24 protein-coding genes and 2 pseudogenes are annotated in these 26941 nt (G+C 65.6%); 18 read left to right on the top strand and 8 right to left on the bottom strand.

Annotation, left to right across the window (positions count from 1 at the left end; all coding sequences use genetic code 11):
* Positions 1 to 72: 72 nt before the first annotated feature.
* The 3 genes from ABFG95_RS02440 to ABFG95_RS02430 all read left to right on the top strand — a co-directional run bounded on the left by ABFG95_RS02440 (position 73) and on the right by ABFG95_RS02430 (position 4461).
* Entirely contained in the window at positions 73 to 2238 is a 2166-nt protein-coding gene (locus tag ABFG95_RS02440; RefSeq protein WP_312474731.1) for a TonB-dependent siderophore receptor, read from the top strand.
* Positions 2239 to 2380: 142 nt separating this feature from the next.
* Entirely contained in the window at positions 2381 to 3556 is a 1176-nt protein-coding gene (locus ABFG95_RS02435) for a GGDEF domain-containing protein (protein WP_348995407.1), read from the top strand.
* A 107-nt stretch (positions 3557 to 3663) separates the two neighbouring features.
* Positions 3664 to 4461: a hypothetical protein gene (locus ABFG95_RS02430; RefSeq protein ID WP_348995406.1), complete on the top strand. Its 798-nt coding sequence runs from the start codon at positions 3664 to 3666 to the stop codon at positions 4459 to 4461.
* A 112-nt stretch (positions 4462 to 4573) separates the two neighbouring features.
* On the opposite strand, the gene ABFG95_RS02425 is transcribed toward ABFG95_RS02430, so the two are convergent.
* Positions 4574 to 4996, bottom strand: a complete 423-nt coding sequence (locus ABFG95_RS02425) for a hypothetical protein (RefSeq protein WP_068951235.1) — start codon at positions 4994 to 4996, stop codon at positions 4574 to 4576.
* A gap of 203 nt (positions 4997 to 5199) precedes the next feature.
* Between ABFG95_RS02425 and ABFG95_RS02420 the strand changes: the two genes are divergently transcribed.
* From ABFG95_RS02420 to ABFG95_RS02395, 6 genes are all read left to right on the top strand, one after another.
* Positions 5200 to 6180 carry a tripartite tricarboxylate transporter substrate binding protein gene (locus ABFG95_RS02420; RefSeq protein WP_026382972.1) on the top strand — a complete coding sequence of 327 codons (981 nt, stop codon included), beginning with the start codon at positions 5200 to 5202 and terminating at the stop codon, positions 6178 to 6180.
* Between the two features lie 59 nt (positions 6181 to 6239).
* Positions 6240 to 7196, top strand: a complete 957-nt coding sequence (locus ABFG95_RS02415; protein ID WP_254600960.1) for a tripartite tricarboxylate transporter substrate binding protein — start codon at positions 6240 to 6242, stop codon at positions 7194 to 7196.
* A gap of 85 nt (positions 7197 to 7281) precedes the next feature.
* Complete coding sequence (locus ABFG95_RS02410; RefSeq protein WP_049073295.1) at positions 7282 to 7926, top strand: flavin reductase family protein; 645 nt, start codon at positions 7282 to 7284, stop codon at positions 7924 to 7926.
* A 37-nt stretch (positions 7927 to 7963) separates the two neighbouring features.
* The gene (locus ABFG95_RS02405) at positions 7964 to 8578 is read left to right on the top strand and encodes a glutathione S-transferase family protein (protein ID WP_020928206.1); all 615 of its coding nucleotides are present in this window, start codon (positions 7964 to 7966) and stop codon (positions 8576 to 8578) included.
* 13 nt (positions 8579 to 8591) lie between these two features.
* The gene (locus tag ABFG95_RS02400) at positions 8592 to 9206 is read left to right on the top strand and encodes a carboxymuconolactone decarboxylase family protein (RefSeq protein WP_059273023.1); all 615 of its coding nucleotides are present in this window, start codon (positions 8592 to 8594) and stop codon (positions 9204 to 9206) included.
* Positions 9203 to 10111 (top strand): amidohydrolase family protein, encoded by a 909-nt coding sequence (locus tag ABFG95_RS02395; RefSeq protein WP_348995405.1) that lies wholly within the window; start codon positions 9203 to 9205, stop codon positions 10109 to 10111. Before ABFG95_RS02400 ends, ABFG95_RS02395 begins: the two co-directional genes overlap by 4 nt.
* 13 nt (positions 10112 to 10124) lie before the next feature.
* Here ABFG95_RS02395 and ABFG95_RS02390 read toward each other — a convergent pair whose 3' ends face one another.
* The 6 genes from ABFG95_RS02390 to ABFG95_RS02365 form a co-directional block, all read right to left on the bottom strand.
* A complete protein-coding gene (locus ABFG95_RS02390) occupies positions 10125 to 11087 on the bottom strand; it encodes a LysR family transcriptional regulator (RefSeq protein WP_049073298.1) in 963 nt (320 codons plus the stop codon).
* A gap of 63 nt (positions 11088 to 11150) precedes the next feature.
* The gene (locus tag ABFG95_RS02385; protein WP_175144476.1) at positions 11151 to 12122 is read right to left on the bottom strand and encodes a tripartite tricarboxylate transporter substrate binding protein; all 972 of its coding nucleotides are present in this window, start codon (positions 12120 to 12122) and stop codon (positions 11151 to 11153) included.
* A 45-nt stretch (positions 12123 to 12167) separates the two neighbouring features.
* A complete protein-coding gene (locus tag ABFG95_RS02380) occupies positions 12168 to 14498 on the bottom strand; it encodes an acyl-CoA dehydrogenase (RefSeq protein ID WP_348995404.1) in 2331 nt (776 codons plus the stop codon).
* Positions 14495 to 15718, bottom strand: coding sequence for a CaiB/BaiF CoA-transferase family protein (locus ABFG95_RS02375; RefSeq protein WP_348995403.1), 1224 nt, complete (start codon positions 15716 to 15718; stop codon positions 14495 to 14497). Before ABFG95_RS02375 ends, ABFG95_RS02380 begins: the two co-directional genes overlap by 4 nt.
* Before the next feature lie 94 nt (positions 15719 to 15812).
* Positions 15813 to 16604: an enoyl-CoA hydratase/isomerase family protein gene (locus tag ABFG95_RS02370; RefSeq protein ID WP_336728047.1), complete on the bottom strand. Its 792-nt coding sequence runs from the start codon at positions 16602 to 16604 to the stop codon at positions 15813 to 15815.
* 41 nt (positions 16605 to 16645) lie between these two features.
* Positions 16646 to 17866 carry a CaiB/BaiF CoA-transferase family protein gene (locus ABFG95_RS02365; RefSeq protein WP_049073302.1) on the bottom strand — a complete coding sequence of 407 codons (1221 nt, stop codon included), beginning with the start codon at positions 17864 to 17866 and terminating at the stop codon, positions 16646 to 16648.
* A 182-nt stretch (positions 17867 to 18048) separates the two neighbouring features.
* On the opposite strand from ABFG95_RS02365, the gene ABFG95_RS02360 reads away from it, so the two are divergent.
* The 7 genes and pseudogenes from ABFG95_RS02360 (at position 18049) to ABFG95_RS02330 (ending at position 24483) form a co-directional block, all read left to right on the top strand.
* Positions 18049 to 19194, top strand: coding sequence for an alpha-hydroxy acid oxidase (locus ABFG95_RS02360; RefSeq protein WP_348995402.1), 1146 nt, complete (start codon positions 18049 to 18051; stop codon positions 19192 to 19194).
* Positions 19195 to 19349: 155 nt separating this feature from the next.
* On the top strand, positions 19350 to 20024 hold the full coding sequence (locus tag ABFG95_RS02355; RefSeq protein WP_348995401.1) for a hypothetical protein: 675 nt from the start codon (positions 19350 to 19352) through the stop codon (positions 20022 to 20024).
* 100 nt (positions 20025 to 20124) lie between these two features.
* Positions 20125 to 20685, top strand: coding sequence for a hypothetical protein (locus ABFG95_RS02350; protein WP_348995400.1), 561 nt, complete (start codon positions 20125 to 20127; stop codon positions 20683 to 20685).
* A gap of 293 nt (positions 20686 to 20978) precedes the next feature.
* Positions 20979 to 21692 (top strand): hypothetical protein, encoded by a 714-nt coding sequence (locus ABFG95_RS02345; RefSeq protein WP_278991829.1) that lies wholly within the window; start codon positions 20979 to 20981, stop codon positions 21690 to 21692.
* 206 nt (positions 21693 to 21898) lie between these two features.
* Positions 21899 to 22240 carry a hypothetical protein gene (locus ABFG95_RS02340; RefSeq protein WP_278991830.1) on the top strand — a complete coding sequence of 114 codons (342 nt, stop codon included), beginning with the start codon at positions 21899 to 21901 and terminating at the stop codon, positions 22238 to 22240.
* 871 nt (positions 22241 to 23111) lie between these two features.
* Positions 23112 to 23706 (top strand): annotated as a pseudogene (locus ABFG95_RS02335) (IS3 family transposase); the annotation flags it as partial.
* Between the two features lie 501 nt (positions 23707 to 24207).
* Positions 24208 to 24483: a hypothetical protein gene (locus ABFG95_RS02330; protein ID WP_278991831.1), complete on the top strand. Its 276-nt coding sequence runs from the start codon at positions 24208 to 24210 to the stop codon at positions 24481 to 24483.
* A gap of 199 nt (positions 24484 to 24682) precedes the next feature.
* Here the strand turns inward: ABFG95_RS02330 and ABFG95_RS02325 are convergent.
* Positions 24683 to 25309, bottom strand: a pseudogene (locus ABFG95_RS02325) (IS3 family transposase); the annotation flags it as partial.
* Between the two features lie 215 nt (positions 25310 to 25524).
* Here ABFG95_RS02325 and ABFG95_RS02320 point away from each other — a divergent pair.
* Both ABFG95_RS02320 and ABFG95_RS02315 read left to right on the top strand, forming a co-directional pair.
* Entirely contained in the window at positions 25525 to 26004 is a 480-nt protein-coding gene (locus tag ABFG95_RS02320) for a hypothetical protein (protein ID WP_278991833.1), read from the top strand.
* A gap of 660 nt (positions 26005 to 26664) precedes the next feature.
* Positions 26665 to 26913 (top strand): hypothetical protein, encoded by a 249-nt coding sequence (locus ABFG95_RS02315; protein ID WP_348995399.1) that lies wholly within the window; start codon positions 26665 to 26667, stop codon positions 26911 to 26913.
* Positions 26914 to 26941 lie beyond the last annotated feature (28 nt).

The following is a 26941-nucleotide window of genomic DNA, read 5'->3' as shown; positions in this document are numbered from 1 at the left end:
TGTGACTATAATTCCGCCTCAACATGTAATAAGACTGGTTCTTATTGCCATTCATATGCTAGCGGAGTTTCCATGGCTGTACGCCTTTCGTCCCGCCGGCGCCCGGTGCATTTCCGGGCCCGGCAATTGCCTTTGATCGTATTCGGCCTGGGCCTGCCGGGCGCCGTCCTGGCGCAGTCCGCCCCTGCCGAGGTCCACTTGCCCGCCGTCACCGTCACGGGCAGCGATGTCGAACAGACCGCGGTCGGCCCCGTGCAGGGCTTTGTCGCCAAGCGCGCCGCCACCGCCACCAAGACCGACACGCCGGTGATGGAAACGCCGCAGTCGATCAGCGTCATCACCCAGGATCGCATGACGCTGCAGGGCGCCCAGTCGGTGCAGCAGGCGGCGGGCTATACCGCCGGCGTTACGGCCGGCGCGTTCGGGCCGGACAATCGCGGCGACTCCATCAAGATCCGCGGCACCGATTCCACCCAATACCTCGACGGCCTGCTCAACGCCGTGGGGTCCTACAACAACACCCGGCCCGATCCCTACGCGCTGGAGCGCATCGAGATCCTGCGCGGGCCGTCGGGCATGCTGTACGGGCAGGGCGCCATCGGCGGCATCGTCAACCAGATCAGCAAACGGCCGCAGCCCGAGGCGATGCGCGAGATCGGCGTCAGCTACGGCAACCACAACCGCAAGCAGATCCAGGCCGACCTCACCGGCCCGATCGACGAAGACGGCAAGTGGCTGTATCGCGTGGTCGCGCTGGGGCGCGACAGCGACAGCTCGGTCAAATACGTCGACGACGATCGCTATTTCATCGCGCCGTCGTTGACCTGGCGGCCCAGCGCCGCCACCTCGTTGACGCTGCTGGCCAATTTCCAGAAAGACAATAGCGGATCGATGGTCGGCTTCTTCCCCTGGCGCGGCACGCTCACCAGCACGCCGGCCGGCCGCATCCCGCAGGACTTCTTTGTCAGCGAACCCGACTTCGACAAGTACACCGCCCGGCAGAGCGCGGTGGGCTACCAGTTCGAGCACGCCTTCAACGACAACGTCACGGTGCGGCAGAACCTGCGCTACACGCACAGCGAGGTCGACTATCGCAGCATCTACACCGCCGGCTTCAACGGCGCCGGCCACGGCTGGGTGCCGGGCAGCGACACGCTGCTGCGCCGCGTGATCTACCAGAACCAGCCGACCCTCAAGCAGTTCGTGGTCGACACCCAGGGCCAGTTCAAGTTCCAGACCGGCCCGATCCGCCACACCCTGCTGACCGGCATCGACTACCAGCGCTCGGTGCTGGATGCGCGCCAGGGGGTGGGCGGCACGGTCGCGCCCATCGACGTGCACAACCCCGTGTACGGCAACTTCACGCCGCCCACCTCGACGGTCAGCGCGCCGACCTCGCGCGGCAACCAGCTGGGCCTCTACATGCAGGACCAGCTCGAATGGGAGCGTTGGCTGCTGATGCTGGGGCTGCGCCATGACCGCTCGCGCGCGTCGGTGGACGATACGCCGTCCGGGTCGCGCGATGACAGCGAAATGAGCAAGCGCTTTGGCCTGATGTACCGCTCCGAGGCCGGCCTCAATCCCTATCTGAGCTACTCGGAATCGTTCCAGGGCCTGGCCGGCTTCAACCGCGCCAACCAGGCGTTCAAGCCGCTGCGCGGCAAGCAATGGGAGGCGGGCCTGAAGTACCAGCCGCCGGGCGAAAACCTGACGGTCACCGCCAGCGTGTTCGACATGACCGAGAAAAACCGCAAGGTCGCCGGCGTGGTCAACGGCATTGCCGACACGGTGCAAGTGGGCGAGGCCCGCACCAAGGGCGCCGAACTGGAAGCGCTGGCGTCGCTGGGCAACGTCGATCTGGTGGCCACCTACACTTTCCTGGACGCCAAGGTGGCCAAGGGCACGCCAGCCGAACAGGGGCGTCAACTGGCCAGCATTCCCCGACACATGGCGTCGTTCTGGGCCAACTACCGTTTCAGCGTGATGGGAACCCCGGGCTTCCTGGCGGGGGCGGGCGTGCGCTACAACGGCAGCAGCGATGACGGCACCGGCCAGAACGGCGTGCCCGCCGTCACCCTGTACGACGCGGTGCTGGCCTACGACGCGGGCCCCATGCGCCTGGCGCTGAACGTCACCAACCTGTTCGACAAACAGTACGTGGGAACCTGCCTCGCCCGCGGCGATTGCTTCTTCGGCACCCGCCGCACGGTGATCGGGAGCGTGACCTACCGATTCTGACGTCCCGCCGGGAGCGCGGTCAAATTGGGGACTTATGACCCCGGGCGACCGCTTTCCCGTCACCTATCCGCGGCGGATTTCCCCCTAAAATTGCGAACGCCGCCGCAATTTCCTCCTGGCGTGCCACCTCTTTCCGGCCGAGATGCACGTCGATCTCCTCACCCTGTACTTCATTACCATCGGGACGCTGCTGGCCAGTGCCGGCCTGACGTTCTGGGAGTATCGAACCCACCCCCACCGCAGTCGCTCGCTGGGCATCCTGGCGGCCGGTTTCGGCACGCTGGCGCTGGGCTGTATCTGCGCCTTGTTCCGCGCCGACCTGCCGGCCGCGCTCGGCGCGCCGCTGAGCAACCTGGTGATCCTTGGCGGTTACCTGCTGGTGCTGGACAGCGTCGCCTCGCTGAGCGGGCGCCATTACCGCAAGCGTTCGATGGGCTTGCTGGCGGTCATGGCGCTGATCTGGCTGGCGGCCGGCGTGCCGGGGCAGGACGTGGTGTGGAAATACGTCAGCGCCTTGCCCATCGCCCTCGTCAGCGCCCTGACCGCGTGGGAACTGCTGCGCTGCGATTCCATGGGGATGCCGAAAACCCGCAACTTCGCCGTGGCGGTGGCCGGCGTGCACGCGCTGATCTATTTCGGCCGCGCCTTCCTGCTGCCGTGGTGGGTGGCCGCCGAGGGGCCCTCGGTGCAACTGTTGGCCAGCAACATCACCATGTACGAAGGGGTGCTGTATTCGGTGCTGCTGCCGATGACGCTGATCAAGCTGATCCGCGAGGAAACCCACGTGCAACTGGTGCACGAGTCGCAGACCGACTACCTGACGCGGCTGGGCAACCGCCGCTGGTTCTTCGAGCAGGGCGCGCGCCTCATCGCGGCCAGCGCGGGGCGCGAGCCTGTCGCCGTGCTGGCGTTCGACCTGGACCAGTTCAAGGCCATCAACGACCGCTACGGCCACCACACCGGCGACCTGGTGCTGGCGGCGTTCGCCACCGTGGCCCGCGACGCGCTCGGGCCGCAGGTCATCCTGGCGCGCCTTGGCGGCGAGGAATTCGCCGCGCTGCTGGCGGGCGATGACGCGCGCCGCGCTCATCAATTGGGGGCGGCGGCGGCCCGGCGCTTTGCCACCACCATCGCCAACCCGGCCGACGGCCTGGGCATCGCCGCCACGGTCAGCATCGGCCTGGCCTATTTCGACGAGGATGTGCCGCCACTGGCCGATGCGCTGGCGCGCGCCGACCTGGCGCTGTATCGCGCCAAGTCCCTGGGCGGCAACCGGCTGGAAGCGGCCCTGGCGCCCGAGCGCGCCGCCGCGGACTGAGGCGCCGGCGTCGCGGCCGGCGCCTCAGTCCGCGCGGCGAAATGCCCGGGTCCGTTCAGGGACGGGCCGACGGTTTGCCCTGCCGCTTTGCATCGATAATGACGGCCATGACGCTTCCCACCCATTCCGCTTCCTCCGACCGCGACGGTTTCTGGTTCGACGCCGCCGATCCCGACATGGCGCTTGAACGTGCCGGCAACCTCGTCCGGCTGGCGCGCGCCGAGCCGCCCTGGCTGGTCGTCGATCAATCCATTGCCACCATGACGCTGGGCCGCCGCTGGCCCGGGCAGTTGTGGCGCGTGCGCGTGGCGCAGCTGGGCGACATGTCCGGCCTGGTGGCGCAACCCGGCTACTGGCGCGCCGCCGCGATCGAACTGCTGCAACCGCTGCCGCTGGGCACGCTGTTTGGCCCGCACGGCGAGGCGGTGGTCGACATCCTGGCCCGCATTCCCGAACTGACGCGCGAACAGGCGCGGGCGTTGGGCGCCGATCTGCCCGCCGATGGCTGGGAGCGCTACGGCCGCGCCTGGGAGCGCTGGTCGAAAGACGAAGAGGGCGTCTCCACGCCTGACGATACGCCGCCGCAATCGGAATGGTATGGCGTGCTGGCCGCCGCGCGCCGCCGGGGCGGGGCGCGTTCGCCCGTACATGGCGGCTTGCTGCAGATCCATGGCCTGCTGCGGCAACGCGCCCAGGCCGTCGATGGCGACGCCGCGTTCATTCGCGAAGTGGACGAGGACGGCGAGGTCGACGAGTCGCTCGCGGCGCCGTGGGACGGGGCCAGCGACGCCTTGCTGTTCGCCGCCATGGCGCGCGGGGCTCCGCAATACCTGTCGACGGCGGACGCCGAGGTGCTGTCGCGGCCCTGGCGCGAGGTGTTTGGCGACCGGGCCGGATCGATGTGAGCCAATTCGGCCGCTTTATCGTTTCACCGCAGCGTTCGGATGATTTCGCGCCCGTCGCCATGATGGCAGCCGTCAGGGCATGCCGCGCGGCGCAAGGGCGCGCCGGCCCGCGTTATTCCTCGCCCCGCCAGGACTTGCGCCGCCGCGTCCGCGGCTTGGGCGCCACGCCCAGGCGCGGATCGCGCGCCAACGCCAGTTCCACCAACCGGGCCGCCAGCGTCTCGAACGCCTCGTCGGTCTGCGGCAGGTACAGCCACTTGCCCAGTTCCGGGTGCGGCAGCAGGCTGGGCATATCGGCCAGCAGCGCCGCGTGGCGGTCATGCGAGGTGCACACCATCACGCCATTCCAGGGGATGTCGCGGTCGGCCACCACCAGGTACAGCGCGCCGTCCAGGTAGGCGGCGTCGCAGCCGAACATCTTGCGGCGCAGATAGCCGGGATCACGCTCGAGCGGGTCGAGGATCCACAGCAGTGAATTGGCGCGGGCGGCGCGTTGGCGGGAGGGGGGCGAGAACAGGTCGGGGCGTTGGGGCATTGCGAACGGCGCGGGCGGATGGGCCAGGTTCAGACGATACCCGATCCCGGCCGCACGCCGTTCAGGGGTAGCCGTTACCCACGCCGGCGGGCGCCGGCCCGCGCGGTGTCCGCACAAAGCAGATATGCGATCCCGCGCATAGCGCCATGGCCGCCCCGCGCCTACCATGCTGCAAACACAAGAACCCCCAGGGTGGAGACAGCATGAGAATGGCAAGTGCGCTGACCGCGGTCAGCCTGTGGCTCGGCGCGGGCCTGATATCGGCGGCCGTGGCGGCCGGGGCCTATCCTGACCGGCCGGTCAAATTGATCGTGCCGTTCCCGGCCGGCGGCGCCACCGACCTGATGGCGCGCTCGCTGGCTCAGGGCCTGGGCGAAAAGCTGGGCCAGACCGTGGTGGTGGAGAATCGCGGCGGGGCGGGGGGCACCATCGGCGCCGAGGCCGTGGCCAGCGCCGCGCCCGACGGCTACACGCTGCTGTACTCCACCATGGGCGTGCTGACCATCAACCCGTCGCTGTACCCCAAGCTGCGCTACGACCCGCAGCGCAGCTTCGCGCCGGTGTCGATGACCAACCTGACCTCCAACCTGCTGGTGGTCAACCCCGACCTGAAGGTCAGCTCGGTCGCCGAACTGGCCGAACTGGCGCGGCAGCGGCCGGGTGAGCTGACCTTCAGCTCCTCGGGTAACGGCACCACCAGCCACCTGGCCGGCGAGATGTTCAAGACGGCGGCGCATGCCGACATCCGCCACATTCCCTACAAGGGCACCTCGGGCGCCATCAACGACTTCCTGGCCGGCCGCATCTCGATGATGATCGACACCTCGTCCAACTTCATCGAGCAGGTCCGGCAGGGCAAGGTGCGGGCGCTGGCCGTGACCAGCCGCCAGCGGCTGGCGGCGCTGCCCGACGTGCCGTCGATGTCGGAGACGCCGGGGTTCGAGGACTACGAGGTCAGCCTGTGGTCCGGTGTGCTGGCGCCGGCGGGCACGCCGCGTCCCGTCATCGACCGCCTGAACGCCGACATCAAGGCGGTGATGACGTCGCCGCGGATGGTCGAGCGCATGGCCGGCTACGGCATCCAGACCACCCACAGCACGCCCGAAGCCTTCGCCGAACGCATCCGCGTCGATACGGCGAAGTGGGCGCGCATCATCGAACAGTCCGGCGCGCGCGCCGATTGAGGCCCCGGCTCCCGGCCCGCCCCGCGGCCGGGCCCCTGGAAGGAAATCCCATGCGATTGATGCTTCGATCCCTGCTGGCGGCGGTGGCCCTGTCCATCGGCGCCGCGTCCGCGGCGGCGGCCTATCCCGATCGGCCCGTCGTTCTGGTCAATCCCTACGCCGCGGGCGGCCCCGCCGACGTGGTGGCGCGCAGCCTCGCGCGGGCGCTGGAAAAGCGCCTGGGCCAGCCGGTGGTGGTGGAGAACAAGCCCGGCGGCGGCGCCTCCATCGGCACCGGCTTCGTGGCGCGCGCCAAGCCGGACGGCTACACGCTGCTGCTGGGCACCTCGGCCGGCCACGTGGTCACGCCGCTGATGCAAAAGACCGTGTACGACGGCGTCAAGGGCTTCGCCTTCTGCTCGGTGGTGGCGGTGCAGCCCATCATGCTGGTGGTCAATCCGTCGCGCGGCATCCGCTCGGTGCCCGAGCTGATCGCCCGCGCCAAGGCCGAACCCGGCAAGTGGAGCTATGGCTCGGCCGGGGTGGGGGGCGCCACGCACCTGGGCGCCGAACTGTTCCAGCAAGTCGCCGGCGTGCAACTGAACCACATTCCCTATGCCGGCGCCTCGCCCGCCATCAATGACGTGGTCGGCGGGCAGACCGACCTGGCCATGTTGAACCTGTCGGCCAGCCTGCCGTTCATCCGCCAGGGGCGCCTGCTGGCGCTGGCCTATGCGTCGGACAAGCGCTCGCCCTTGCTGCCGGACGTGCCGACGCTGGCCGAGGCCGGCGTGGCGGGCGCGGACGCGGCCACCTGGTACAGCCTGGCCGCGCCGGCCGGCACGCCCGCTGACATCGTGCGCACCCTGAGCGACGCCGTCCGGGCCGTGAACGACGATCCCGACTACCGCCGCGTCATGCAGGAGCAGGCGATAGCGCTGATGGCGCTGTCGCCGCGGGAAGCGGACGCCTACGTCGCCAAGGACCAGGCCGACATGCGCCGGCTGCTGGGCTCGCTGGGCTTGCTGGCCAAATGAACACAGGGTCACCGGACACACGACCCCGCGTGCCCACGGCCGCCGGCCAGTCGCGGACGCGGCGCCGGTCACCAGGAACGCATCCATGAACTTCGATTTCAGCGAACTCAGCGCCACCAACGCCTTCAAGCTGCTCTCCAGCGTGGTGGTGCCGCGTCCCATCGCCTGGGTGGTGAGCCAGTCGGCGCAGGGGCAGCGCAACGCCGCGCCGTTCTCGTTCTTCAACGTGGTCAGCAGCGACCCGCCCATCGTGGCGCTGGGCATCGGTCCGCGCGGCGGGCAGTTGAAGGACACCTCGCGCAACATCCTGGAGACCGGCGAGTTCGTCATCAACCTGGTGTCGGCCGAACTGGCCGCGCAGATGAACCACACCAGCCTGGACTACGTGGCCGACGTCGATGAGCTGACCCGCGCCGGGCTGGCGACCGAACCCTCGCGGGTGGTCGCGCCGCCGCGCATCGCGCTCAGCCCGGCGGCGCTGGAATGCCGCGTGTGGCAGGTGCTGGACGCCGCGCCGCAACGCGTCATCGTGCTGGCGCGGGTGGTGGCGCTGTACCTGCGCGACGACGCGCTGCTGGACGCGCAGCGCTTCCATGTGGACACCCCCGCGCTGCGCCTGCTGGGCCGCATGCACGGCGCCGGCTGGTACGCGCACACCAGCGACCTGTTCCAGATGCGCGCGCCGGACGCCGCCAACGATCCGGCGGTGCGGCCCGCGCAGGGCCATTGAACCGCATCACGATATTGAATCTCCTGGGAGCCTCTTGATGAAACTGCATTGGTCGCCGCGCTCGCCCTTCGTGCGCAAGGTGATGATCGTCCTGTACGAAGCCGGCATTGCCGACCGCGTGACGCTGGTGCGCACGCCGGTCGCCATGGACAAGCCCAACCTCGACCTGGTGGCCGACAACCCGCTGATCAAGCTGCCGACGCTGGTGCTGGACGACGGCACGCCGGTCTACGACTCGCGCGTCATCTGCGCCTACCTGGACGGCCTGGCTGGCGCCGGCCTGCTGCCGGCGGACCCGGCCGCGCGCCTGCTGGCCGAGCGCCGCCAGGCGCTGGGCGACGGTTTCCTGGACGCGCTGCTGTTGTACCGGCAGGAGCGCAACAAGCCGGCCGGGAAGCAGACCCAGGCCTGGCTCGACGCCTTCGCGCTGAAGACCCGCGCGGTGCTGGCCGTGCTGGAGGCCGAGGCGCCAGCCCTGCGCGCCAGCCGCTTCGACCTGGGCCTGATCGCCATCGGTTGCGCGCTGTCCTATCTGGACTATCGTTTCCCGGACCTGGCCTGGCGCGACGGCCATCCGGCGCTGGCCGCCTGGCACCAGGACTTCAGTGCGCGGCCCTCGGTTGCGCGCAGCCAACCCGACGAAACACCTTGAGCGAAGGACCATGATGAGCCGCATTCCCCTGCCCACGCCCGACAGCATGAGCGACGACCAGAGGCGCGTCTACGAACGCATCGTCTCCGGCCCGCGCGGCCGGCTGGTCGGCCCCTTGCGCGCCGCGCTGCACAACCCCGAACTGGCCGAGCGCTGGCAGGCGCTGGGCGCCTTGCTGCGCTTTGGCACCAGCCTGCCGCCGCGCGTCAGCGAACTGGCCATCGTGGTCACCGCGCGCCGCTGGAACAGCCAGATTGAATGGCACATCCACGCCCAGGCCGCCCGCGCCGCCGGCATTGCCGATGCGGTGCTGGACGCCATCCAGGCGCGGCGCGAACCCGTATTCGACAACCGCGACGACGAGATCGTCTACGCCTACGCCCGCCAACTGCAGGAGACCGGCCAGGTCGAGCCCGCCCTGTACGCCGAGGCGGTGCAGCGCTGGGCCGCCGTCGGCGTGGTCGAGCTGACCGCCGTCATCGGCTACTACACCATGGTGTCGATGACGCTGAACGCGCACGAGATTCCGATGCCGGACGACGCGCCCGCGCCGCTGGACCTGCCGCAACAGGACGGCTGGCCGGCGCTGAGCCGGCTGGCGCCGCTGGTCGGGGAGGGCAAGGCATGACCGCGTCCGCCGACTCCACGCAACCCTACGCGCCCGACAGCGTCGAGACGCCGCGCATGCCACAAGCGCCCACCGAACCGTTGCCGCCTCTTGCCTGCGACACGCACTGCCACGTGTTCGGCCCCTACGAGCGCTTCCCGCTGTGGCATCCGTCCTCTTACGCCGCGCCCGACGCGCCGGCGCAGCGCTACCTGCGCATGCTGGACACCCTGGGCGCCGCGCGCGGCGTCCTGGTGCAGCCCGCGCCCTACGGCACGCATCCCGATGCCTTGCTGGACGCGCTGACGCAGGGCGGCGACCGCCTGCGCGGCATCGCGGTGGCCGACCCCTCGGTCAGCGACGCGCAACTGCGGGCCCTGTATGACGGCGGCGTGCGCGGGCTGCGCTTCGTCGAGGCCCGCGATCCCGCCGGCAATCTGTTTCCGGGCAGCGTGGGGTTCGACCAGGTCGCCGCGCTGGCCCCGCGCATGAAACACCACGGCCTGCACGCGCAGCTGTGGGCGCCTTGCGATACCTATCTGCGCCACCTGCCGGCGCTGGCGAAGCTGGACCTGCCGCTGGTGATCGACCACCTGGGCAGCCTGGTCCCGGCGCGTGGCGACCAGGACCCGGCGTTCCAGCTGCTGCGCGGCCTGCTGGCCGACGGCCGCCTGTGGATGAAGCTGACGCTGTGCCGCGTCGGCAGCGCGCCGGACTACGAGAATGCGCGCTACCTCCACGACGCCTTCGTCGCCGCCAACCCCGACCAGGTGCTGTGGGGCTCGGACTGGCCGTTCGTGCGCATGGGCGCGTCGGCGCCGTCCGCCGACGCCCTGGTGGCCGTGGCGCAGCGCTGGCTGGGCGATGACGCCCTGCGCCGCAAGGTCTGGGTCGACAATCCCGCGCGGCTCTACGGCTTCGATTGAAGCGCCGGCCCCGTCAGGGGCTGGCGTGCCACACGCCTTCGCCGCCGATCTCGCGCACCAGGCTCTGGATCTGCGCGGCCACTTCGGTGACGGTGCGGCCCGGCCCCTTGGCGCGGGCGAACGCCATCGAGATGATGCGTCCCATGGCCGGATCGCGCAGCGCGGCGATGCCCAGGCGGCCTTCCTGCACTTCCTGCCAGACCGCATGCAGCGGCAGCACCGTGTACATGTGTTCGTGCTCGACGATGGACTTCATCAGCGGCAGCGAATCGGCCTCGATCAGCGGCGCGATGCTGATCTTGCGCGCCCGCGCCAGCCCGTCCAGCGCATTGCGCAGGCCGTTGGGCGCGCCGGGCAGGATGAAGGGCAGGCCGTCCAACTGCTCAAAGGCGACCTCGCCGCCGCGCGTCAGCGGGTCGCCGGCCGCGCCCACCAGGTACGAATCGACCGAGGCCAGCGCCTGTTCGCCCGGCGGGCATTTGTCGCCATAGCGGTACAGGATGGCGATGTCGACGCGGCTGTCGGTCAGCCATTCCTCGATCTGGCCGCTGGAGCCTTCCAGGATTTTCAGGTGCACCTTGGGAAACTGCTTGCGCAGCCGCGAGAACAGCCGCCGGATCAGCGGATGCGCGGTGGACGGCAGCAGCCCCAGCGTGACTTCGCCGGCCGGCTCGCGCGCCTCGCCGTTCAGCTCCAGTTCCAGCCGCTCGGCATCGCCCAGCAGCGTGCGCACCAGCGGAAACAGGCGTTCGCCCACTTCCGACAGGTGCACGCCGCGGCCGGTGCGGTTGAACAGCCGCGCGTTGCACTCGCGTTCCAGCGCGTTGATGCGGCGGCTCAGCACCGACTGGTCCTGGTCCAGATAGAGGGCGGCGCGCGAGATGCTGCCCAGTTCCGCGATCGCCAGGAAGGCCCGCCACTTGTGCAGGTCGGCGGTGACGTCCAGGCTCAGGCCCGTGGCTTTGGCAGGCGGCATGATGGATAAGGCGGCAACGAAAGAGACGGCATAAGGGTACGGCAAAAGCGGGCCGGCATGGGACTATTCCAGCCCCAGCTTGCCGCGCCGGATCACCTCGCCCCATTTCTTCGACTCGGCCTGCATCAGCGCCTGGTAGGCCTCGGGCGTGGTGGCCGTGGGTATGGCGCCCTGGTCGATCATCTTCTGCCGCAGGGCCGGCTCGGCCAGCGTCTCGGCGATGGCCCGCGACATCTTCTGCACGATCTCCGGCGGCGTGCCGGTGGGAGCGATGATGCCGTAGTTCGATTCCACGATCACACCGGGAAAACCCGCCTCCCTGGTGGTCGGCACGTCCGGCAGGCCCTCGAAGCGCGTCGGGCTGGCCACCGCCAGCGTGCGCAGCTTGCCGGCCTTGATGAAGCCCAGCACCGCCGAGGCGTCGCCGGGGAACATCTGCACCTCGTTGGACAGCAGCGCCGTCACCGCGGGCGAGGCGCCCTTGTACGGCACGTGCATGATGTCGATGCCGGTCTGCTGCTTGAGCAGCTCGCCGCCCAGGTGCGGCGTGGTGACATTGCCGGCCGAACCATAGTTGTACTTGCCGGGCTGGCGCTTGGCGCTGGCGACGAAATCGGCCAGCGTGGCGTCGGGCAGGGACGGGTTGACCACGATGACCAGCGGGATGCGCGCCACCAGCGACACGTACTGGATCCTGGACACGTCATACGGCACCTTCATGACGTGCGGCAGGCCGGTGATGGCGCCCGGCACGCCGAAGCCGAAGGTGTTGCCGTCGGGCGTGGCGCGCACCGTCGCGTCCACGCCGATGGTGCCGCTGGCGCCGGCCTTGTTCTCGATCACGATGGTCTGGCCCAGCCGCTGGCCCAGCGCCGGCGCCAGCAGCCGCGCCAGGTTGTCAACCGAGCCGCCGGGCGGGTAGGGCACGATCAGCCGGATCGGCTGGCTCGGCCAGGGCGCGGCGGCCTGGCCCGGGGCGGCAAAGGCGGCGCCCAGCAGCAGGGCGGCCGCCGTCAGTGCGGTAGCTTTGTTCATTCTGTCTCTCTCCTGTGGCGCCGGCTCGTGGCCGGCGCGTCGTTGTCATGCGCCTTCCAGCCCCAACTGCTTGGCGTAGATATTGCGCTGGATCTCGTTGGTGCCGCTGAAAATGGTCGCCGCCAGCGCGTTGACATACGGCGCCAGCGCGTGCACCTGGCCGTTGCCATAGCCCAGCCGCATCGCCGCGCCGCCGTATTCCTCGGCGATCTGGATCAGCAGCGCGCCCAGCCGCTCGTGCGTCTCGGTGGCCCAGACCTTCAGCAGCGACAGCTCGGGCGGCAACGGCCGGCCGGCCTTGGCCAGTTCCGCGAAGACGCTGTACATGGCGGTCAGGTCGGCCGCGTCCAGCCGCAGCTCGGCCAGCCGGTCGGCGAACGCCGGGTCGGCCAGCAGGCCGCGCTGGCGCGCGATGCTGAAGATCTGCTGCAGGGCATGGTTGGCGTGCTTGGGGCTGCCGCTGAACAGGCGCTCGAAGCCCAGCAACGCCTTGGCGATGCCCCAGCCGGCGTTCAGCTCTCCAACGACGTTGGCGCGCGGCACGCGCACCTGGTCGAAGAACACCTCGCAGAACTCCTCGTGCCCCGACAGCGTGCGGATGGGACGGCGGCTCACGCCCGGGCTGGCCAGGTCCACCAGCAGGAAGCTGATGCCGGCCTGCTTCTTGACCGTCTTGTCGGTGCGCACCAGCATGAACATGTGGGTCGCGTCCTGCGCCAGCGTCGACCAGGTCTTCTGGCCGCTCACGATCAGGTCGTCGCCGTCCACCAGCGCCTCGCAGCGCAGCGAAGCCAGGTCCGAGCCGGCGTTCGGCTCCGAATAGCCCTGCGCCCACACCGCCTCGCCCGACAGGATGCCCGGCAGGAAGCGCGCGCGCTGTTCCTCGGTGCCGTGGCGGATCAGGATCGGCCCCAGCATCACCAGCCCCTGGTCCGGCGCGCGCGCCACGCCGTGGCGTTCGGCTTCCTCGATGAAGGCGATCTGGCGCGCCGGCGACAGCGCCATGCCGCCGTGCTCGCGCGGCCACGACGGCGCGATCCAGCCCTGGCGCGACAGCGTGAAATACCAGTCCTTGATTTCGTCCCAATGCAGCCGCCACGGCGCGTGGCGCAGGTGCTCGGGGTAGTGGGCGCGGAAGAAGCCGCGCACCAGCCGGCGGAAGTCGGCTTCCGGCATGCCGTTCCAGTCGGCCTCGCGCGGGAAGTCCGTGATGGGCGCGGCGTCGTCGTCATCGGCGCCGGGCGCGGGCAGCGCCGCCAGCGCGCCGTAGCGCTGGCGATGGGCGGCGGCATTGCCCAACCAGGCCGCCAGGTGCAGCGCGCTGCGGAAATACAGGCTGACGTCGCATTCCTCGGTGTAGCCGATGGCGCCGTGCAGCTGGATCGCCAGCCGCGCCGCCTCCAGGCCGGCGCGCGCGGCGCGGGCCTTGGCGCGGCTGGCCAGCGTCTTGCGCAGGGTGGCGTCGTCCGGTTGCGCGGCCAGTGTGTCGAGCGCATCCAGCAGGCTGTTGGATGCCAGTTCGACCTGCATGGCGGCGTCCACCAGCCGGTGCTGCAAGGCCTGGAACGACGCCAGCGGCCGGCCGAACTGCTGGCGCGTGTTCAGGTAGGCCACCGAATCGGCCAATACCTGCCGCGCCACGCCCACCAGTTCCGCCGACTGCATCAGGCGGCCCAGGTCCAGTGCCTCGTCGACCGCGTCCAGCACGCCGTCGCGCGCCAGCAGCGCGTCCGCCGGCACCACGGCCGACTCGATCGCCAGGTGGCAGGCGGCGGCGCCGTCGGCGCGCGCGTGGACCTGCGCGGTCACGCCCGGGGTGCCGGCCGCGACGAAGAAGAGGGCGGTGCCGCGCTCGCCATCGGCCGTGACCAGCCAGCCATCGACGCCGGCCCCCGGCACCACGTGGCGCTTCTCGCCATTGAGCACGTACGCGCCCTCGCGTTCGATCACGCTGACGCCGAAGGCCGTGGCGGCCTCGCCGGCCTCCAGCTGGCCCTCCGTTTCCTGCCAGGCCAGCCCGAGCAGCGTTTCGCCCGCGCACACGGCCTGCAGCAGCGCGTCGCGCCGCGCCGCATCGACCGGCGCGATCCGCGCCAGCAGCGCCGCCGGCAGCACGCCGGCGCCGACCAGCGGCTCGGGCAACTGTGCGCGGCCGGCTTCCTCCAGCACCGCCGCCATCGCCCGCCAGTCCAGGCCCAGGCCGCCCAGCGCCTCGGGCACGCTCATGCCGAGCCAGCCGACCTCGGCGATCTCGCGCCAATAGTCGCGGTCCGGCGGCGCCGCGGCGCGCTTGCGCTGGCGCTGGTCGCGCCGTTGCAGGAAGTCGCGCGCGCTGTCGCGGATCTCTTCGATCAGGTCATGGTCGACGCCGCTCATACGATGCCCTCCGCCCGCAGCCGGGCGATCTCGTCGTCGGACATCCCCAGTTCGGCGCGCAGGATCTCGGCCGTGTGCTCGCCCAGCAGCGGCGGCGGCAGGCCGCCCGTGATCGGCGTGCCGGAAAAATGGATCGGGTTGCGGATGACCGGCACGGCGCCCAATCGAGGATGCTCGACGCTGCCCAGCACGCCGCGGTGGCGCACCTGCGGATCCTCGAACACCTGGTCCATGGTGTAGATCGGCCCGCAAGGCACGTTGGCCGCCGCCAGCGCCTGGTTCCAGTCCTGCACGCCGCGGGCGCGCAGCGCCGGCTCGATCAGCCGCGACAGTTCGGGCTGCGCGGCGGCGCGCTTGGGGTTGGTATCGAAGCGCGCATCGCGCCCCAGCTCGGGCAGCCCGATCACCTCGCAGAAGGCGCGGAACTGCGAGTCGTTGCCCACCGCCACCATCAGGTGGCCGTCCCGGCATTCGAAGGCGCGGAACGGCGCGGTGATCTGCGAGGCCGAACCCATGCGCGCCGGCAACTGGCCGCTGGCCAGATAGTTCATGCCGATGTGCGACAGCGCGGCGATCTGCGCGTCCAGCAGCGCCAGGTCGATGTGCTGGCCCGCGCCCGACACCTGGTCGCGGTGCCGCAGCGCCGCCAGGATGGCGCACACCGCATAGAAGCCCGCCGTCAGGTCCGACACCGAGTAGCCCGCCTTGACCGGCCCCGCGCCCGGCTCGCCGTCGGGCACGCCGGTCACGCTCATCAGTCCGCTCATGGACTGGAAGATCGGGTCATAGCCGGGCAGGTGGCTGTAGGGCCCGCTCTGGCCGAAGCCGGTGATCGAGCAATACACCAGGCGCGGATTGAGCGCCGCCAGCGCGGCGTAGTCCAGCCCGTAGCGGCGCAGGTCGCCGGCCTTGAAGTTCTCGATGACGATGTCGGCCTGCCGCGCCAGCCGCCGCACCAGCGCCTGGCCCTCGGGCCGGGAGATGTCGATGGTCAGCGACTTCTTGCCCCGGTTCATGGCCACGAACGACGAGGTCTGCGGGCTCGGCGCGCCGTCGCGGCCGGGCAGGGGATAGCCCTGGTGGCGCACGTCGTCGCCGCGCCCGGGGCGCTCGACCTTGATCACGTCGGCGCCGAAGTCGGCCAGCATCTGCGCCGCCCACGGCCCCGAAAACACCCGGCTCAGGTCCAGCACCTTCACGCCGTCCAACGCGCTCGTCATGTCGTCTCCTTGGTTTTTTTTGCGAAGTGTAGGCAGCGCCGGGCCTTGCACCTACGGCGCCGCCGCAATAGCTGTTATGCGTGGGGCCGTGCCGCTAACGGCCCTGGAACACCGGCGCGCGCTTTTCCAGGAAGGCGCGGCGCGCTTCCATGGCGTCCTCGGTCTTGGCGATGGCGGCCGTCATGTCCTGCTCGTAGCGGTAGCCGTCGCGCAGGCTCATGTCCTCGATGGCGTTGAGCGTCTGCTTGGCCAGGATCGTCGCCAGCGGGCTCTTGGACGCCAGCTCGCGCGCCAGTTCCAGCGCGCGCGGCATCAGCGCGTCCGCCGGCAGCGCTTCCTCGACCACGCCGAGCCGGTACAGCTCGGTGCCGTCCACCCGCAGGCCGGTCAGCATCATGCGCCGCAGCCGCGAATGGCCGAACAGCCGCATGCCATGGCGGCCGCCGCCCAGCAGGCCGACGTTGATCTCCGGCAGGCCCACCACCGCGTCGGACGCCGCCAGCAGGATGTCGCACGAGGCCACGATCGCCAGCCCCGCGCCCAGCGCCGCGCCGTTGATGGCGCCCACCACCGGCTTGGCGCATTCGCGGATCGCATGAAAGCACTCGCGCGTGCGGCGCGAATGCTGCGGCAGGTCGCCCGGCCCCTTGATGGTGGCGGCGCGGTTCTTCAGGTCGGCGCCGGCGCAGAAGGTCTTGCCCTGGCCCGACAGCACCACCGCCCGCACCTCGGGCGTCTCGGAAATGCGGTCCAGCACCCACGACAGCTCGTTCATCATTTCGGTGCTGAGCGCGTTGACGGGGGGATTGGCCAGCAGGATGGTGGCGACGCCGGCGTCGATGCGCACGTCCAGCGCGGTGTAGGGCCCGGCCAGGTTTTCCGGCATGGTCATGGTGTGTCTCCTTGTGGTCCGGTCTGTGGGGCCGGTCAGATGATCTTGCGGTCGCGGTAGTCCTGGATCTGCGCCGCGCTCAGTCCCAGTTCGGCCAGCACCTCGTCGGTGTGCTGGCCCAGCAGCGCCGGCGCGCGGTCCACCCGCAGCGCCGATTGGCCAAAGCGCAGCGGGTTCATCACCTGCGGCACCTCGCCGGCGGCGGGGTGGGGCAGGCGCCGCAGCATGCCGCGGTGCAGCACCTGCGGGTCCTCGAACACCTCGGGCACCGTGTTGATCGAGCCGGCCGGCACCCCGGCCCGCTTGAGCAGGTCCAGCCAGTGGGCGCGCGGCTCGCCGATGAAAATGGCGTCCAGCAGCGGATCGAGCGTGTCCAGGTTCTTCACGCGCTGGCTGTTGCTGACATAGCGCGGATCGCGCGCCAGGCCGGGCTGGCCCAGCGCCTCGCACAGGGTGGCGAACTGCGCGTCGTTGCCCACCACGATGACGATGTCGCCATCGGCGCAGGCAAAGGTGCGCTGCGGCTGGATATTCGGGTGCGCCGTGCCGGTGCGGCGCGGCACCCGCCCGCCCAGCAGGAAGTTCATGGCCTGGTTGGCCAGGAGGCCCACCTGCACGTCCAGCATGGCCACGTCGATGTACTCGCCCTGGCCGGTCTGCGCGCGCCGCAGCAGGGCGGCCACGATGCCCAGCGCCGCGTACACGCCGGTGGTCAGGTCGACGATCGGCACGCCCACCTTCTGCGGCCCGCCGCCCGGCCGGTCGTCGCGCTCGCCGGTCACGCTCATCAGCCCGCCCATGGCCTGGATCAGGAAGTCGTAGGCCGGCTCGGCCGCGCGCGGCCCGGTCTGGCCGAACCCCGTCACCGAGCAATACACCAGGCGAGGATTGATCGCCGACAGCGACGCATAGTCCAGCCCCAGCCGCGCCAGCGTGCCGACCTTGTAGTTCTCCAGCACCACGTCCGCGTCGCGGCACAGCTGCTTGACCAGCGCCTGGCCCTCGGCCGTCTGCAGGTCCAGCGTGATCGAGCGCTTGCCCCGGTTGGTGGCCACGAAATAGGCGCCGTCCGCCGTGTCCTGGCCCTGCTCGTCCTTCAGGAAGGGCGGCCCCCAGGACCGGGTGTCGTCGCCCTGGCCGGGCCGCTCGACCTTGATGACATCGGCGCCCAGGTCGGCCAGGATCTGGCTGGCCCAGGGGCCGGCCAGCACGCGGCTCAGGTCGAGCACTTTCAGGTTTGATAACAGCGGCTGCAACGCCTTCTCCTTGACTGCTGTGAAGTGCGGCCAGTCTAGGATTTCCGCGCCGCGGCAGGCTCCACCCGGATGGCAAAGCTGTTATGCGTGATGGGACGCCGTCCCCGGTACAATTCGGCCCATCATGCCCGGGTCGCAAGGGGCATTCCGGTAGTCCGTGCAGCGTAGACAAAGGTCCCCCGATGCGCCTGAACCAGTGCCAGAATTTCCACGACTTTCGCCGCATGGCGCGCCAGCGGCTGCCCGGCCCGATCTTCAACTACATCGACGGCGCCGCCGACGATGAGACCACCTACCGCCGCAACACCGAGGCCTTCGAGGCCTGCGACCTGGTGCCCGACGTGCTGCGCGGCGTGGCGGATGTGGACATGTCCGTCACCGTCATGGGCCAGAAGCTGGCCATGCCGGTCTATTGCTCGCCCACCGCGCTGCAGCGCCTGTTCCACCACGACGGCGAACGCGCCGTGGCCGCCGCCGCCGGCAAGTTCGGCACCCTGTTCGGGGTGTCGTCGCTGGGCACCGTCAGCCTGGAAGAGGCGCGCCAGATCAGCGGCGGCCCGCAGGTCTACCAGTTCTACTTCCACAAGGACCGCGGCCTGAACCGTGACATGATGGCGCGCGCCAAGGCCGCCGGCGTGCAGGTCATGATGCTGACGGTCGACAGCATCACCGGCGGCAACCGCGAGCGCGACAAGCGCACGGGCTTTGCCATCCCGTTCCGCCTGAACCTGGCCGGCATCGCCCAGTTCGCCATCAAGCCGGCCTGGGCCATCAACTACGCCACCCACGAGCGCTTCCGCCTGCCGCAGCTCGACGGCCACGTCGACATGGGCGGCGGCGCCATGTCCATCAGCCGCTATTTCACCGAGATGCTCGATCCCGCCATGACCTGGGACGATGTCGCCGCCATGGTGCGCGAGTGGGGCGGCCAGTTCTGCCTGAAGGGCATCATGTCGGTCGAGGACGCCCAACGCGCCGTCGACATCGGCTGCACCGGCATCGTGCTGTCCAACCACGGCGGCCGCCAGCTCGACGGCTCGCGCAGCGCCTTCGACCAGCTCGCCGAGATCGTCGACGCCGTCGGCGACCGCATTGACGTGATGATGGACGGCGGCGTGCAGCGTGGCACGCACGTGCTCAAGGCGCTGGCGCTGGGCGCCAAGGCGGTGGGACTGGGCCGCTACTACCTGTTCCCGCTGGCCGCCGCCGGACGGCCCGGCGTGGAGCGGGCGCTGGAACAGATGCGCGTGGAGATCGAGCGCGCGATGAAGCTGATGGGCTGCCGGACGGTGGCGGAGCTGCAGCGCCGGCACCTGCGGTTCCGCTGAAGCGGCCGCCTGCGGCGGGTTTGATACAGTCGCGGAACTGCCCGATAAACAGAAACCCCCCGCCGGTGGACCGCCGCTCGTCAGTTGGATAGCAATCCGGCTTGCGGGATGTCGGGGACCGGCCGGGCCCGGATCGTCGACGCTTTGGAGTCTTCATGCACATTCGTCCCCGTCTGACCGCTTCGATCGCCGCGCTGACGCTGGCGCTGCTGGCCGCGCCGCCGGTCATCGCCGCCTCTGCCCAAGCCGAAGCCCCCGCGGGCGCGACCACCTGCGCCTTCAGCGCCTGGGCCAACTACGACAAGCCCTCGATCACCGTGCGCGATGCGCCGTCCGCCAGCGCCAAGGCCCTGGGCCAGATCCCCGCCAGGCCCGCCGCCGGCGAGCCGGAGTATTCGTACAGCGTCACCTTCGACGTGAAGGAAGCCAGGGACGGCTGGCTCAGGATCGCCAACGCCAGCGATGCCTACAACGAGGAAGAATATCCGGAGCGCGCGCCGCGCAAGCTCTACAAGGGCGAAGGCTGGATCCGCGCCGACGATGCCCGGGTCGGCATCCAATCCGCGCGCGGCTATGCCTGGCCCGACGCCGCCAGCCAGCGCCTGGTGGACCTGGGCAGCGACTGGCTGACCGAAATGGGCAAGATCCAGGGCATCCGCGCCTGCCACGAGGACTGGGTACTGCTGGATTACCTGGTGGACCGCAAGCGCTCGCCGCAGGACGAGATCGTCGAGCGCGCCAAGGGCGAACAACTGGCGGGGCGGGCGTGGTTCCGGGGACTGTGCGACGTGCAGGAGACGACCTGCGACATGAAGTCGGTGGATCGGTGAGGGCTGGGTTCATGCCGCTGACCCTGGCGTGGGCATCCATTACGGAACCGGAATAGGGCGACCCGTGGCCGGCTCCAGGATGATTCAACAGTGCTTATTCATGACTTCAGTGGATGAGGCTGAATTCGCCGGCGCGCTCATGAAAGCCCGCCCCTCGATCCGGTTCATCAACATGCAGGAGCAGCCGGACGTCGAGCGGCCGGGATACAGGACTCGAATCGATGCGTGTGAAGGGGTTCACGTGACGATCGTGGATTCCTCCATCATTTCCGAAGCGGATTTTCACAATCGCTACGTGAAACGTCATCCCTCGGGAAAGGGGTGGATCTACGCGCTGGTGGGATCAGGGCTGGTCAGCCTTTTGAGGTCAAGAGCGGCGGACTTTCTTCCGGATTCCGTTCTCAACGGCGAGCTGCGGGCGTCAATTCCGGCGGATGACGAGGATACCGAGGCATTCGTGGCGATCGTGCTGCGCGAGGCAAAGGCGCGCGCGGAGAAGTTGGTAACCATCGACGCGGCCACCGGTCAGCGCGGAACCAGGGTTGACCGGAAATTCATTGCATGGCCGGACGCGGCACGCAGATTCGATGGCGTGAACGGGGCATACCTGGCCAATGGCGCGCACGCATTATTTGTTCCGAAGGGTGCCAGTGCCGCGTAGTGCTCGTTTGCGATGCTGTTGCACGATTATCGAACACGCCAAGGGCATGCAAGCGGCGGGCGCGAGTGGTTCGGCGGGCTTTGCAAGGTGGGGCAGACGAACTGCGGCATGAAGTTGGTCGATCAGTAGGTTTTCGCAGGTCAGGCGAGAGCGCCGGCGCTACCGTGGCGCCTTTTTTTTCGTTGTCGAAGGAAATATTTGATTTCCACCCCTAAACTGACTATAGGCCGGGGGGATAACTTAGGAATGTAGCGGCGCGAAAGGCGCGCCGCGTGTGCTTGCCTGGTTTATCCATGTCCCGCGAAATCCAATGGTTGTGGCCCACTCCGATCATGCATTACAACCTGCGCGAAAGCGGTCGGGTGGATGCTGGGCTGCATGACGCTCTACAGGCGTTTTCGGAGCGCAACCAGGGCCGTCTATTGAACGACGAGAAGCGGTCGGCCACGCTGGAAACACTTTATACCCGTTACGACACGGGCATATTCAAGCGCACGCGCAATCCTCAACTCAAGGCCATCCGCCAGCTGATTCTGGAGGAATGCGACGACTATGCGGCGCAGGTCTACGGCGACCAGGTGCGGCAGGCCCGGCGCGACCATACCATGTGGTTCGTGATGCAGCGGTCTGGGCAGGCCAAGGATGCAGTGCATGCGCATTATCACGAAGGTTCGGATCTGGCGTTTGTCTATTACCTGACCATGCCCAAGGATGGCAGCGGCCAGTTGGTGCTGATGGGAGGCTATCCGTATTTTTTGGGCGAGGCGATGGGGTTAAGTCAAAGCGGCAGGCGGGCAATTGTAGAAGGTTGCGATTTAGGTTTGGGTCTAACGCGCACAGATGGGCGATGGTCGTTGCGAGAATTTGCCGCCGATAAAAATGCGAAAATTTATCGTTTTTATGTGGGCGGGGGTCTAAATATGCTTAATAGCGCTTTGCCTGCGAGAAAGGATTTTGGTATCCAATATCGATTTCTTGATGGATGGATTCAGGAGCTTTCTATTTAATTTGAATGGTGTTGTGAATTCACTTGAGGAAATGCCTGCTGTTGCGAGAATGGGGGGGCAGGGGATTGGTTCTCGTGTTAATTTTAGGGGTCAGGAAATAGGGGGGTATACGAAATGCGAGTTGAATTGGATAATGGGTAATGATCAACTCTTTAATAAGACGCAATTCTTTCTCAACGGTCGGTAGGTGAATGTGGGGCGCTAAAATGAAGATCACACAAAAAGACCTGGATTTGTTGAATAAACAATTAAAACTCTGGCAAGGGGGGAGAGTATCGTTTAACTCTTTTAATGGCGACCATGATAGGTTGATTTTGCGTTTGGAATCTCCGAGCCGTGAAATGGAACCCGTCGGATTAAGTCTGTTCTACTGCACCTACATCGCCGGGCCTATTCAATGGAGTGGCAGCGAGTTGAATGCATTGTTGTCTATGCTAGATGATGGCAGTGTTGGTATAGAAATTAATGATATGCGAGCTGGTTTTATTGCGAGATGTGCAAGCATATCTTTGTACGGAGAGCCTGTTTTGACAGTGCCCCAGTCTTAATATCCAGTATTTGAGGCGTGCTTGCAGGTGTGATTGGTAAATCGGCTGTCGAGAATTTAACATGTCAGACTCTGAGGTTTTCCCGCGCGGAATTTAACGTGCCAGACTACGTTTGATTCGATAGAAATTGGGAGGCCCGGCCACGGAGTGTGGTATCGGGGTTTTGTTTTTCTTGTGGGGAATGGGCGGATTAAGCTGGCCAGTGTCAGCTTGATATAAATCATAGTCCGGTGTAAGCAAGGTGATGACCGGCCGGTCTTTTCGGCTGTTTGGTTTCTAGGCTAGATTTATTCGTTTCTGGTCCTGGGCTATTTGCTTGCCAGACACTGGGTTTGAAGCCTATGCGCTTGCAATAGACGTTGGAAATATCGCGCGTTCGCATCGGCCAGTGGCGGCGATGCGAATAAGTCTCCAGGGTCCATTTTCTCGCTTGACTCAGGCCTGGCTATGACTGCAGAACTTGCGCTTTTGAATTGCATCAAAGCCTGATTCGCAGTGAGACAAGAATCTCCCGGCATGGGACAACCCTTTGGGGCCTGATCACCGTATACTTGCCCTTCGATCGCACCAACGATCGACCGGACTGACAGCCGGAGTTAACAGGAGCGGACAGCCGCGGCAATAGCGGCATTTTTACGTCCGTATGCCGATGCACGTCTCCACTATGCGCGGGCCATGGCTGAGCACGCTCGCGTGCGCCGGTTGCTCCTGTTACCGGATTGGTAATCCCGCGCAAAAGCGATGAGGTCAGAAGTAGAATTTTCTCGTTGAGGAGTTCTACCGCATGAAGGAGTCGAGATTTACGGATAGCCAGATCATTGAAGCCATCAAGCGCGTGGAGGCTGGTCTTGCCGTTCCTGAGCTATGCCGGGGCTGGAACCATAAGCGCGTGTACCGGATCTATCGCGAGCTCGAACTGAACCTGCGTATCAAGCCGCGCAAAGGGCGGATGCGGCAGACGCCTGATCCCCTGACCGTGCCCTCCAATGTGAACCAGGTATGGTCAATGGACTTCCTGCATGACCAGCTTGCCCATGGGCGCAGCATCCGCGTGTTCAACGTGATTGACGACTTCAACCGCGAGGCGCTGGGCATTGAGGCTGACTTCTCGTTGCCGTCAGAGCGCGTGAGCCGCACACTCAAGCAGATCATCGGCTGGCGGGGAAAGCCCTTGGCCATTCGGTGCGATAACGGACCCGAATACCTGAGCGCGGCAATTGTCGATTGGGCCGAGGCATGGGGCATAAATGCTCGAATATATTCAGCCGGGCAAGCCGCAACAGAATGCCTACGTCGAACGGTTCAACAGGACCGTGCGCTACGAATGGCTGTCCCAATATCACTGGGACGATCTGGACCATGTACAGCGCGTCGCCACGCAGTGGATGTGGTCCTACAATCACGAACGCCCAAATATGGCACTGGGCGAATTTACCCCAAAACAGCGGCTAGCCATGGCCGCGTAGTGTTCCTACTTCTGCCAATCGCTAAAAATGGCGGGGATTACCCATGAGGGCCTAGGAAAGGCCTTGATCTTCCTGATAAATTTGTTACTTCCAAGAGTGGATAGGGTACGAGAATTCAATATGGCAGCACTGATTATTGGGATGTAATAGATCCCAGTCACGGTATTGTGAGATTTGTGAACAAAGACGGCGTTCTAGGTTTCAATGTATATGCCAATCCGGAGTTGCGGGCTACACATGGTTCGGGTAGTGATATGTTGGTGGGTATGCTCAAGCGTTTGCGTCAGGATGGAGTCGATATCTATGGGATAAGAGGGGCTCGGCTCCAGGGGTAGATAGTGTTAATTATTCGCAATACCGATCAGGCGTATCGAGAGGGTTGACTCCAGAACAAGCTTCCTTGGATACTTGGACAGGAAGACAGGTGCAACAAGCTGGTTTTCCTCATGTTGAGAGTATTCTGGATAAAGGTGATGTCCACGCTACTTTCCGTAAATCTAGATGAAGGAACTTCGATTGTTTAGTATTCCTACGAATGATATTTCTGAATGGAAGCGGCGACTTCGAAGTGAGTCTACAGCGCTTGTGCTGAGAGAGATTGCTCGACGCTACTCGATAGGCAGAAGCGATTTGGGAATGGTTCTTCCTGACTTGTGTGATAACGTGATGTTGGAGCATATCCAGGTTGTTTGGAACTGGGATGTGGAGTGCAACGGCAAGGGCGTTTCGGATGAAAAGCTCGAAGCTCTATTGGCGGGATTAGATTTTAAAAAGTAATCGGTGGAAATTAACGTGTCAGACTACGTTTAACGTGGATATGATAAGGAAGCCCCGACCATCTATTGATGTTGGGGCTTTGTTTTTTGGAGTGAGTGGCGCCGCTAGTATCTGGTCCTGGCGTTCAATACGGTCGTCACCAGTTACGTGATTAGCAACGGCACGACGCTGGCGGTCACTGGTGACCTGCTCGAATTCTTCACACCACCGGGATTTGGAATTTAGCTTCGGTTAGTAATCCTGATGCAGCGACCTGGGCGGCCTGCTGCGGTGTCAAATAGCCCAGACTGGAATGTGGCCTGACAGTGTTGTAATGCTCGCGCCAGTCTTCGATCACGATGCGTGCCTCGGTCCGGCTCCGGAACCATTCCATATTCAAGCACTCGTCGCGCAGCTTACCGTTAAAACTCTCGGTCGTGCCGTTCTGCCAGGGCTTGCCCGGGTCGATCAGCGCCGTCTCAATGCCTTAATCCGCAAGCCATTGCAGCAAGGCGCGCGACACGAACTCCGGGCCATTGTCCGAACGCAGATATCGGGGGGCTCCGCGGTCACTGATGACGCGGGTCAATATCTCGATCACTCTGCGTGAGCGGATTGACCCGGCCACATCAATAGCCAGGCATTCCCGCGTGTACTCATCGACCAGCGTCAGGCATTTGATCTGCTGACCGTTGGCGCACGCGTCAAAGACAAAATCATAGGACCAGACCTGGTTGGCTCGCGCGGGTGTCAGCGGTCGCAGGCGAGAAGCTGCCACGCGGCGCCGAGGCCGTTTATGCGGCACTTGCAGCCCCGCCACGTTCCACAAGCCCTTGGCTTTCCAAGATATGTTGAGTATTTTAAGAGCCCTGAGCTAATTGTTGCTACAGAGCGTCGCCAATATATGGGCGAAATTGGTTTTGCGGGGCGAATCGGTGACCAAGGCGCGCGACGTACGCTTATTGAAAACTATCTTTCCGAGCGCAATCGTACTATTGAAAATTACTACCAACGTCCATATGGTGGCGTATACAATTCGAATCCATTCAGAGGTAATTAGTCATGTATTTCCCATCAGACCCAAATAAGACTCCTGCTTTATGGGAGGCTCTTAGAGATGGCCTGCTTACGTCAAATGTTTCATATGTTCTGGAGAATGGAAAAGATCAATCTGCGGGCTTGTCAAGAAAGGCAACGAGTGCTGAAGCGGATTTTTTAATTAATCGGATGCGAAGGCTTGGCTATGTAAGGGTAGGGGTAAGTCAACTAACAGCCACTCCCCCGCATTTTGGTGTGTTGCTAAGCTCTGATGGGAAGGTCGCAAACCTAATGGAATATCTCACTCTCGACAGCGCGAAGGATAGGCCGGATCGCGATATTTCATTGCTTGTGGATTTGATGTTTTATGAGTTGCCCAATTTGCGTAAATTGATTGTCCCGCTTAGATTGGAAGTCATTGAGATTCCAGGGGTCGGGGTTGATATTGATAGCCAGCATGGTGTTGCGGAGTTTTCTCGTGCTCCGATTCCCCAAGTTAAGTAGAGGGAGCTCGCCAAGGGGGGCGGGGCTTCGTGAATTAATGTGTGAAATACTGAGTTTCTATACGAGTTTTGGCGAAAATTTGAACATAAATCAGGGGTTGCCAGGATTTCAGGAGGATGTAACGTATCATGGCGGGAAGCGAAATTTCCCCTGCTATTGAAGCCTATTCCCTGCTGAGGATTTTCTGAACGGCCTTCGACGTCATGTCCATGATCCTGGTGATTTCTTCAAAAGAAATATCTTTACTAAAAAGTGCGGCGGCCGTGGCCAGTTCCAACTTTTCCCGGCGTCCTTTTTCCGTTATGCGATTGGGGGAGGCGGGCGCTGGGCGGGCGACGCGTTGGCGAATCGCGTCGAGGGCACTCTGAGCCGGCAGGGGTTGGCAACGAATTTGTTGCCTAGTGATTCGAAGTTTTGGATTGGTGCGGAAACTCCATCCGTCACCAATGTTGGCATAATTCGAGGAGCTGGCAATCGACACCCATCGGCAGAATTGCCGGCTACCATTGGGTCTAATGCAGCATTCAAGTTGTCGTTCGATCCTTCGCTAAATGTTGCCGATAAAACTTTTTCGGTTAAAAAGTTGAGCTGCTTGTTGAAAATCCGATAGGGACTGCTTCTTGCGCGCGACTTCAGCGGTAAGGCACGGAAATTCGGTTTGTGAATGATCCTGCTATGGAGGCGCTGGGTTATTTTGATGCATATACAAATTCAGTGACTGTAAATATGGGGCGCCATGTCTCCGCTAGAGAAGCTGCGTCTACAATCGTGCGTGAGGCTGCTCATAAGAATGGTTTCTACAAAGGTAGGCCACAGAATACGCAATTCTCGGAATATCAAGCTTTCGGAAATGAAATGTTATTTCAAAATGGGGCCTTCGCTTGCGGAACGATTGGAGATATGGGATGACGTTCAATCTCTCTATCCACATTTGCCG

The sequence above is a fragment of the Achromobacter sp. HNDS-1 genome (genome assembly GCF_040084795.1).
GTDB classification, from domain to species: Bacteria; Pseudomonadota; Gammaproteobacteria; order Burkholderiales; family Burkholderiaceae_B; genus Achromobacter; species Achromobacter ruhlandii.
The sequence above is the reverse complement of the archived record's forward strand: the minus strand, read 5'-3'. Positions and strand labels throughout refer to the sequence as shown.

Bases quoted from the DNA above. Each gene is read 5' to 3' on its own strand.
- ABFG95_RS02440 (WP_312474731.1), top strand. From the start codon at position 73: ATGGCTGTACGCCTTTCGTCCCGCCGGCGCCCGGTGCATTTCCGGGCC.
- ABFG95_RS02435 (WP_348995407.1), top strand. From the start codon at position 2,381: ATGCACGTCGATCTCCTCACCCTGTACTTCATTACCATCGGGACGCTG.
- ABFG95_RS02430 (WP_348995406.1), top strand. From the start codon at position 3,664: ATGACGCTTCCCACCCATTCCGCTTCCTCCGACCGCGACGGTTTCTGG.
- ABFG95_RS02425 (WP_068951235.1), bottom strand. From the start codon at position 4,996: ATGCCCCAACGCCCCGACCTGTTCTCGCCCCCCTCCCGCCAACGCGCC.
- ABFG95_RS02420 (WP_026382972.1), top strand. From the start codon at position 5,200: ATGAGAATGGCAAGTGCGCTGACCGCGGTCAGCCTGTGGCTCGGCGCG.
- ABFG95_RS02415 (WP_254600960.1), top strand. From the start codon at position 6,240: ATGCTTCGATCCCTGCTGGCGGCGGTGGCCCTGTCCATCGGCGCCGCG.
- ABFG95_RS02410 (WP_049073295.1), top strand. From the start codon at position 7,282: ATGAACTTCGATTTCAGCGAACTCAGCGCCACCAACGCCTTCAAGCTG.
- ABFG95_RS02405 (WP_020928206.1), top strand. From the start codon at position 7,964: ATGAAACTGCATTGGTCGCCGCGCTCGCCCTTCGTGCGCAAGGTGATG.
- ABFG95_RS02400 (WP_059273023.1), top strand. From the start codon at position 8,592: ATGAGCCGCATTCCCCTGCCCACGCCCGACAGCATGAGCGACGACCAG.
- ABFG95_RS02395 (WP_348995405.1), top strand. From the start codon at position 9,203: ATGACCGCGTCCGCCGACTCCACGCAACCCTACGCGCCCGACAGCGTC.
- ABFG95_RS02390 (WP_049073298.1), bottom strand. From the start codon at position 11,087: ATGCCGCCTGCCAAAGCCACGGGCCTGAGCCTGGACGTCACCGCCGAC.
- ABFG95_RS02385 (WP_175144476.1), bottom strand. From the start codon at position 12,122: ATGAACAAAGCTACCGCACTGACGGCGGCCGCCCTGCTGCTGGGCGCC.
- ABFG95_RS02380 (WP_348995404.1), bottom strand. From the start codon at position 14,498: ATGAGCGGCGTCGACCATGACCTGATCGAAGAGATCCGCGACAGCGCG.
- ABFG95_RS02375 (WP_348995403.1), bottom strand. From the start codon at position 15,718: ATGACGAGCGCGTTGGACGGCGTGAAGGTGCTGGACCTGAGCCGGGTG.
- ABFG95_RS02370 (WP_336728047.1), bottom strand. From the start codon at position 16,604: ATGCCGGAAAACCTGGCCGGGCCCTACACCGCGCTGGACGTGCGCATC.
- ABFG95_RS02360 (WP_348995402.1), top strand. From the start codon at position 18,049: ATGCGCCTGAACCAGTGCCAGAATTTCCACGACTTTCGCCGCATGGCG.
- ABFG95_RS02355 (WP_348995401.1), top strand. From the start codon at position 19,350: ATGCACATTCGTCCCCGTCTGACCGCTTCGATCGCCGCGCTGACGCTG.
- ABFG95_RS02350 (WP_348995400.1), top strand. From the start codon at position 20,125: ATGACTTCAGTGGATGAGGCTGAATTCGCCGGCGCGCTCATGAAAGCC.
- ABFG95_RS02345 (WP_278991829.1), top strand. From the start codon at position 20,979: ATGTCCCGCGAAATCCAATGGTTGTGGCCCACTCCGATCATGCATTAC.
- ABFG95_RS02340 (WP_278991830.1), top strand. From the start codon at position 21,899: ATGAAGATCACACAAAAAGACCTGGATTTGTTGAATAAACAATTAAAA.
- ABFG95_RS02330 (WP_278991831.1), top strand. From the start codon at position 24,208: ATGAAGGAACTTCGATTGTTTAGTATTCCTACGAATGATATTTCTGAA.
- ABFG95_RS02320 (WP_278991833.1), top strand. From the start codon at position 25,525: ATGTATTTCCCATCAGACCCAAATAAGACTCCTGCTTTATGGGAGGCT.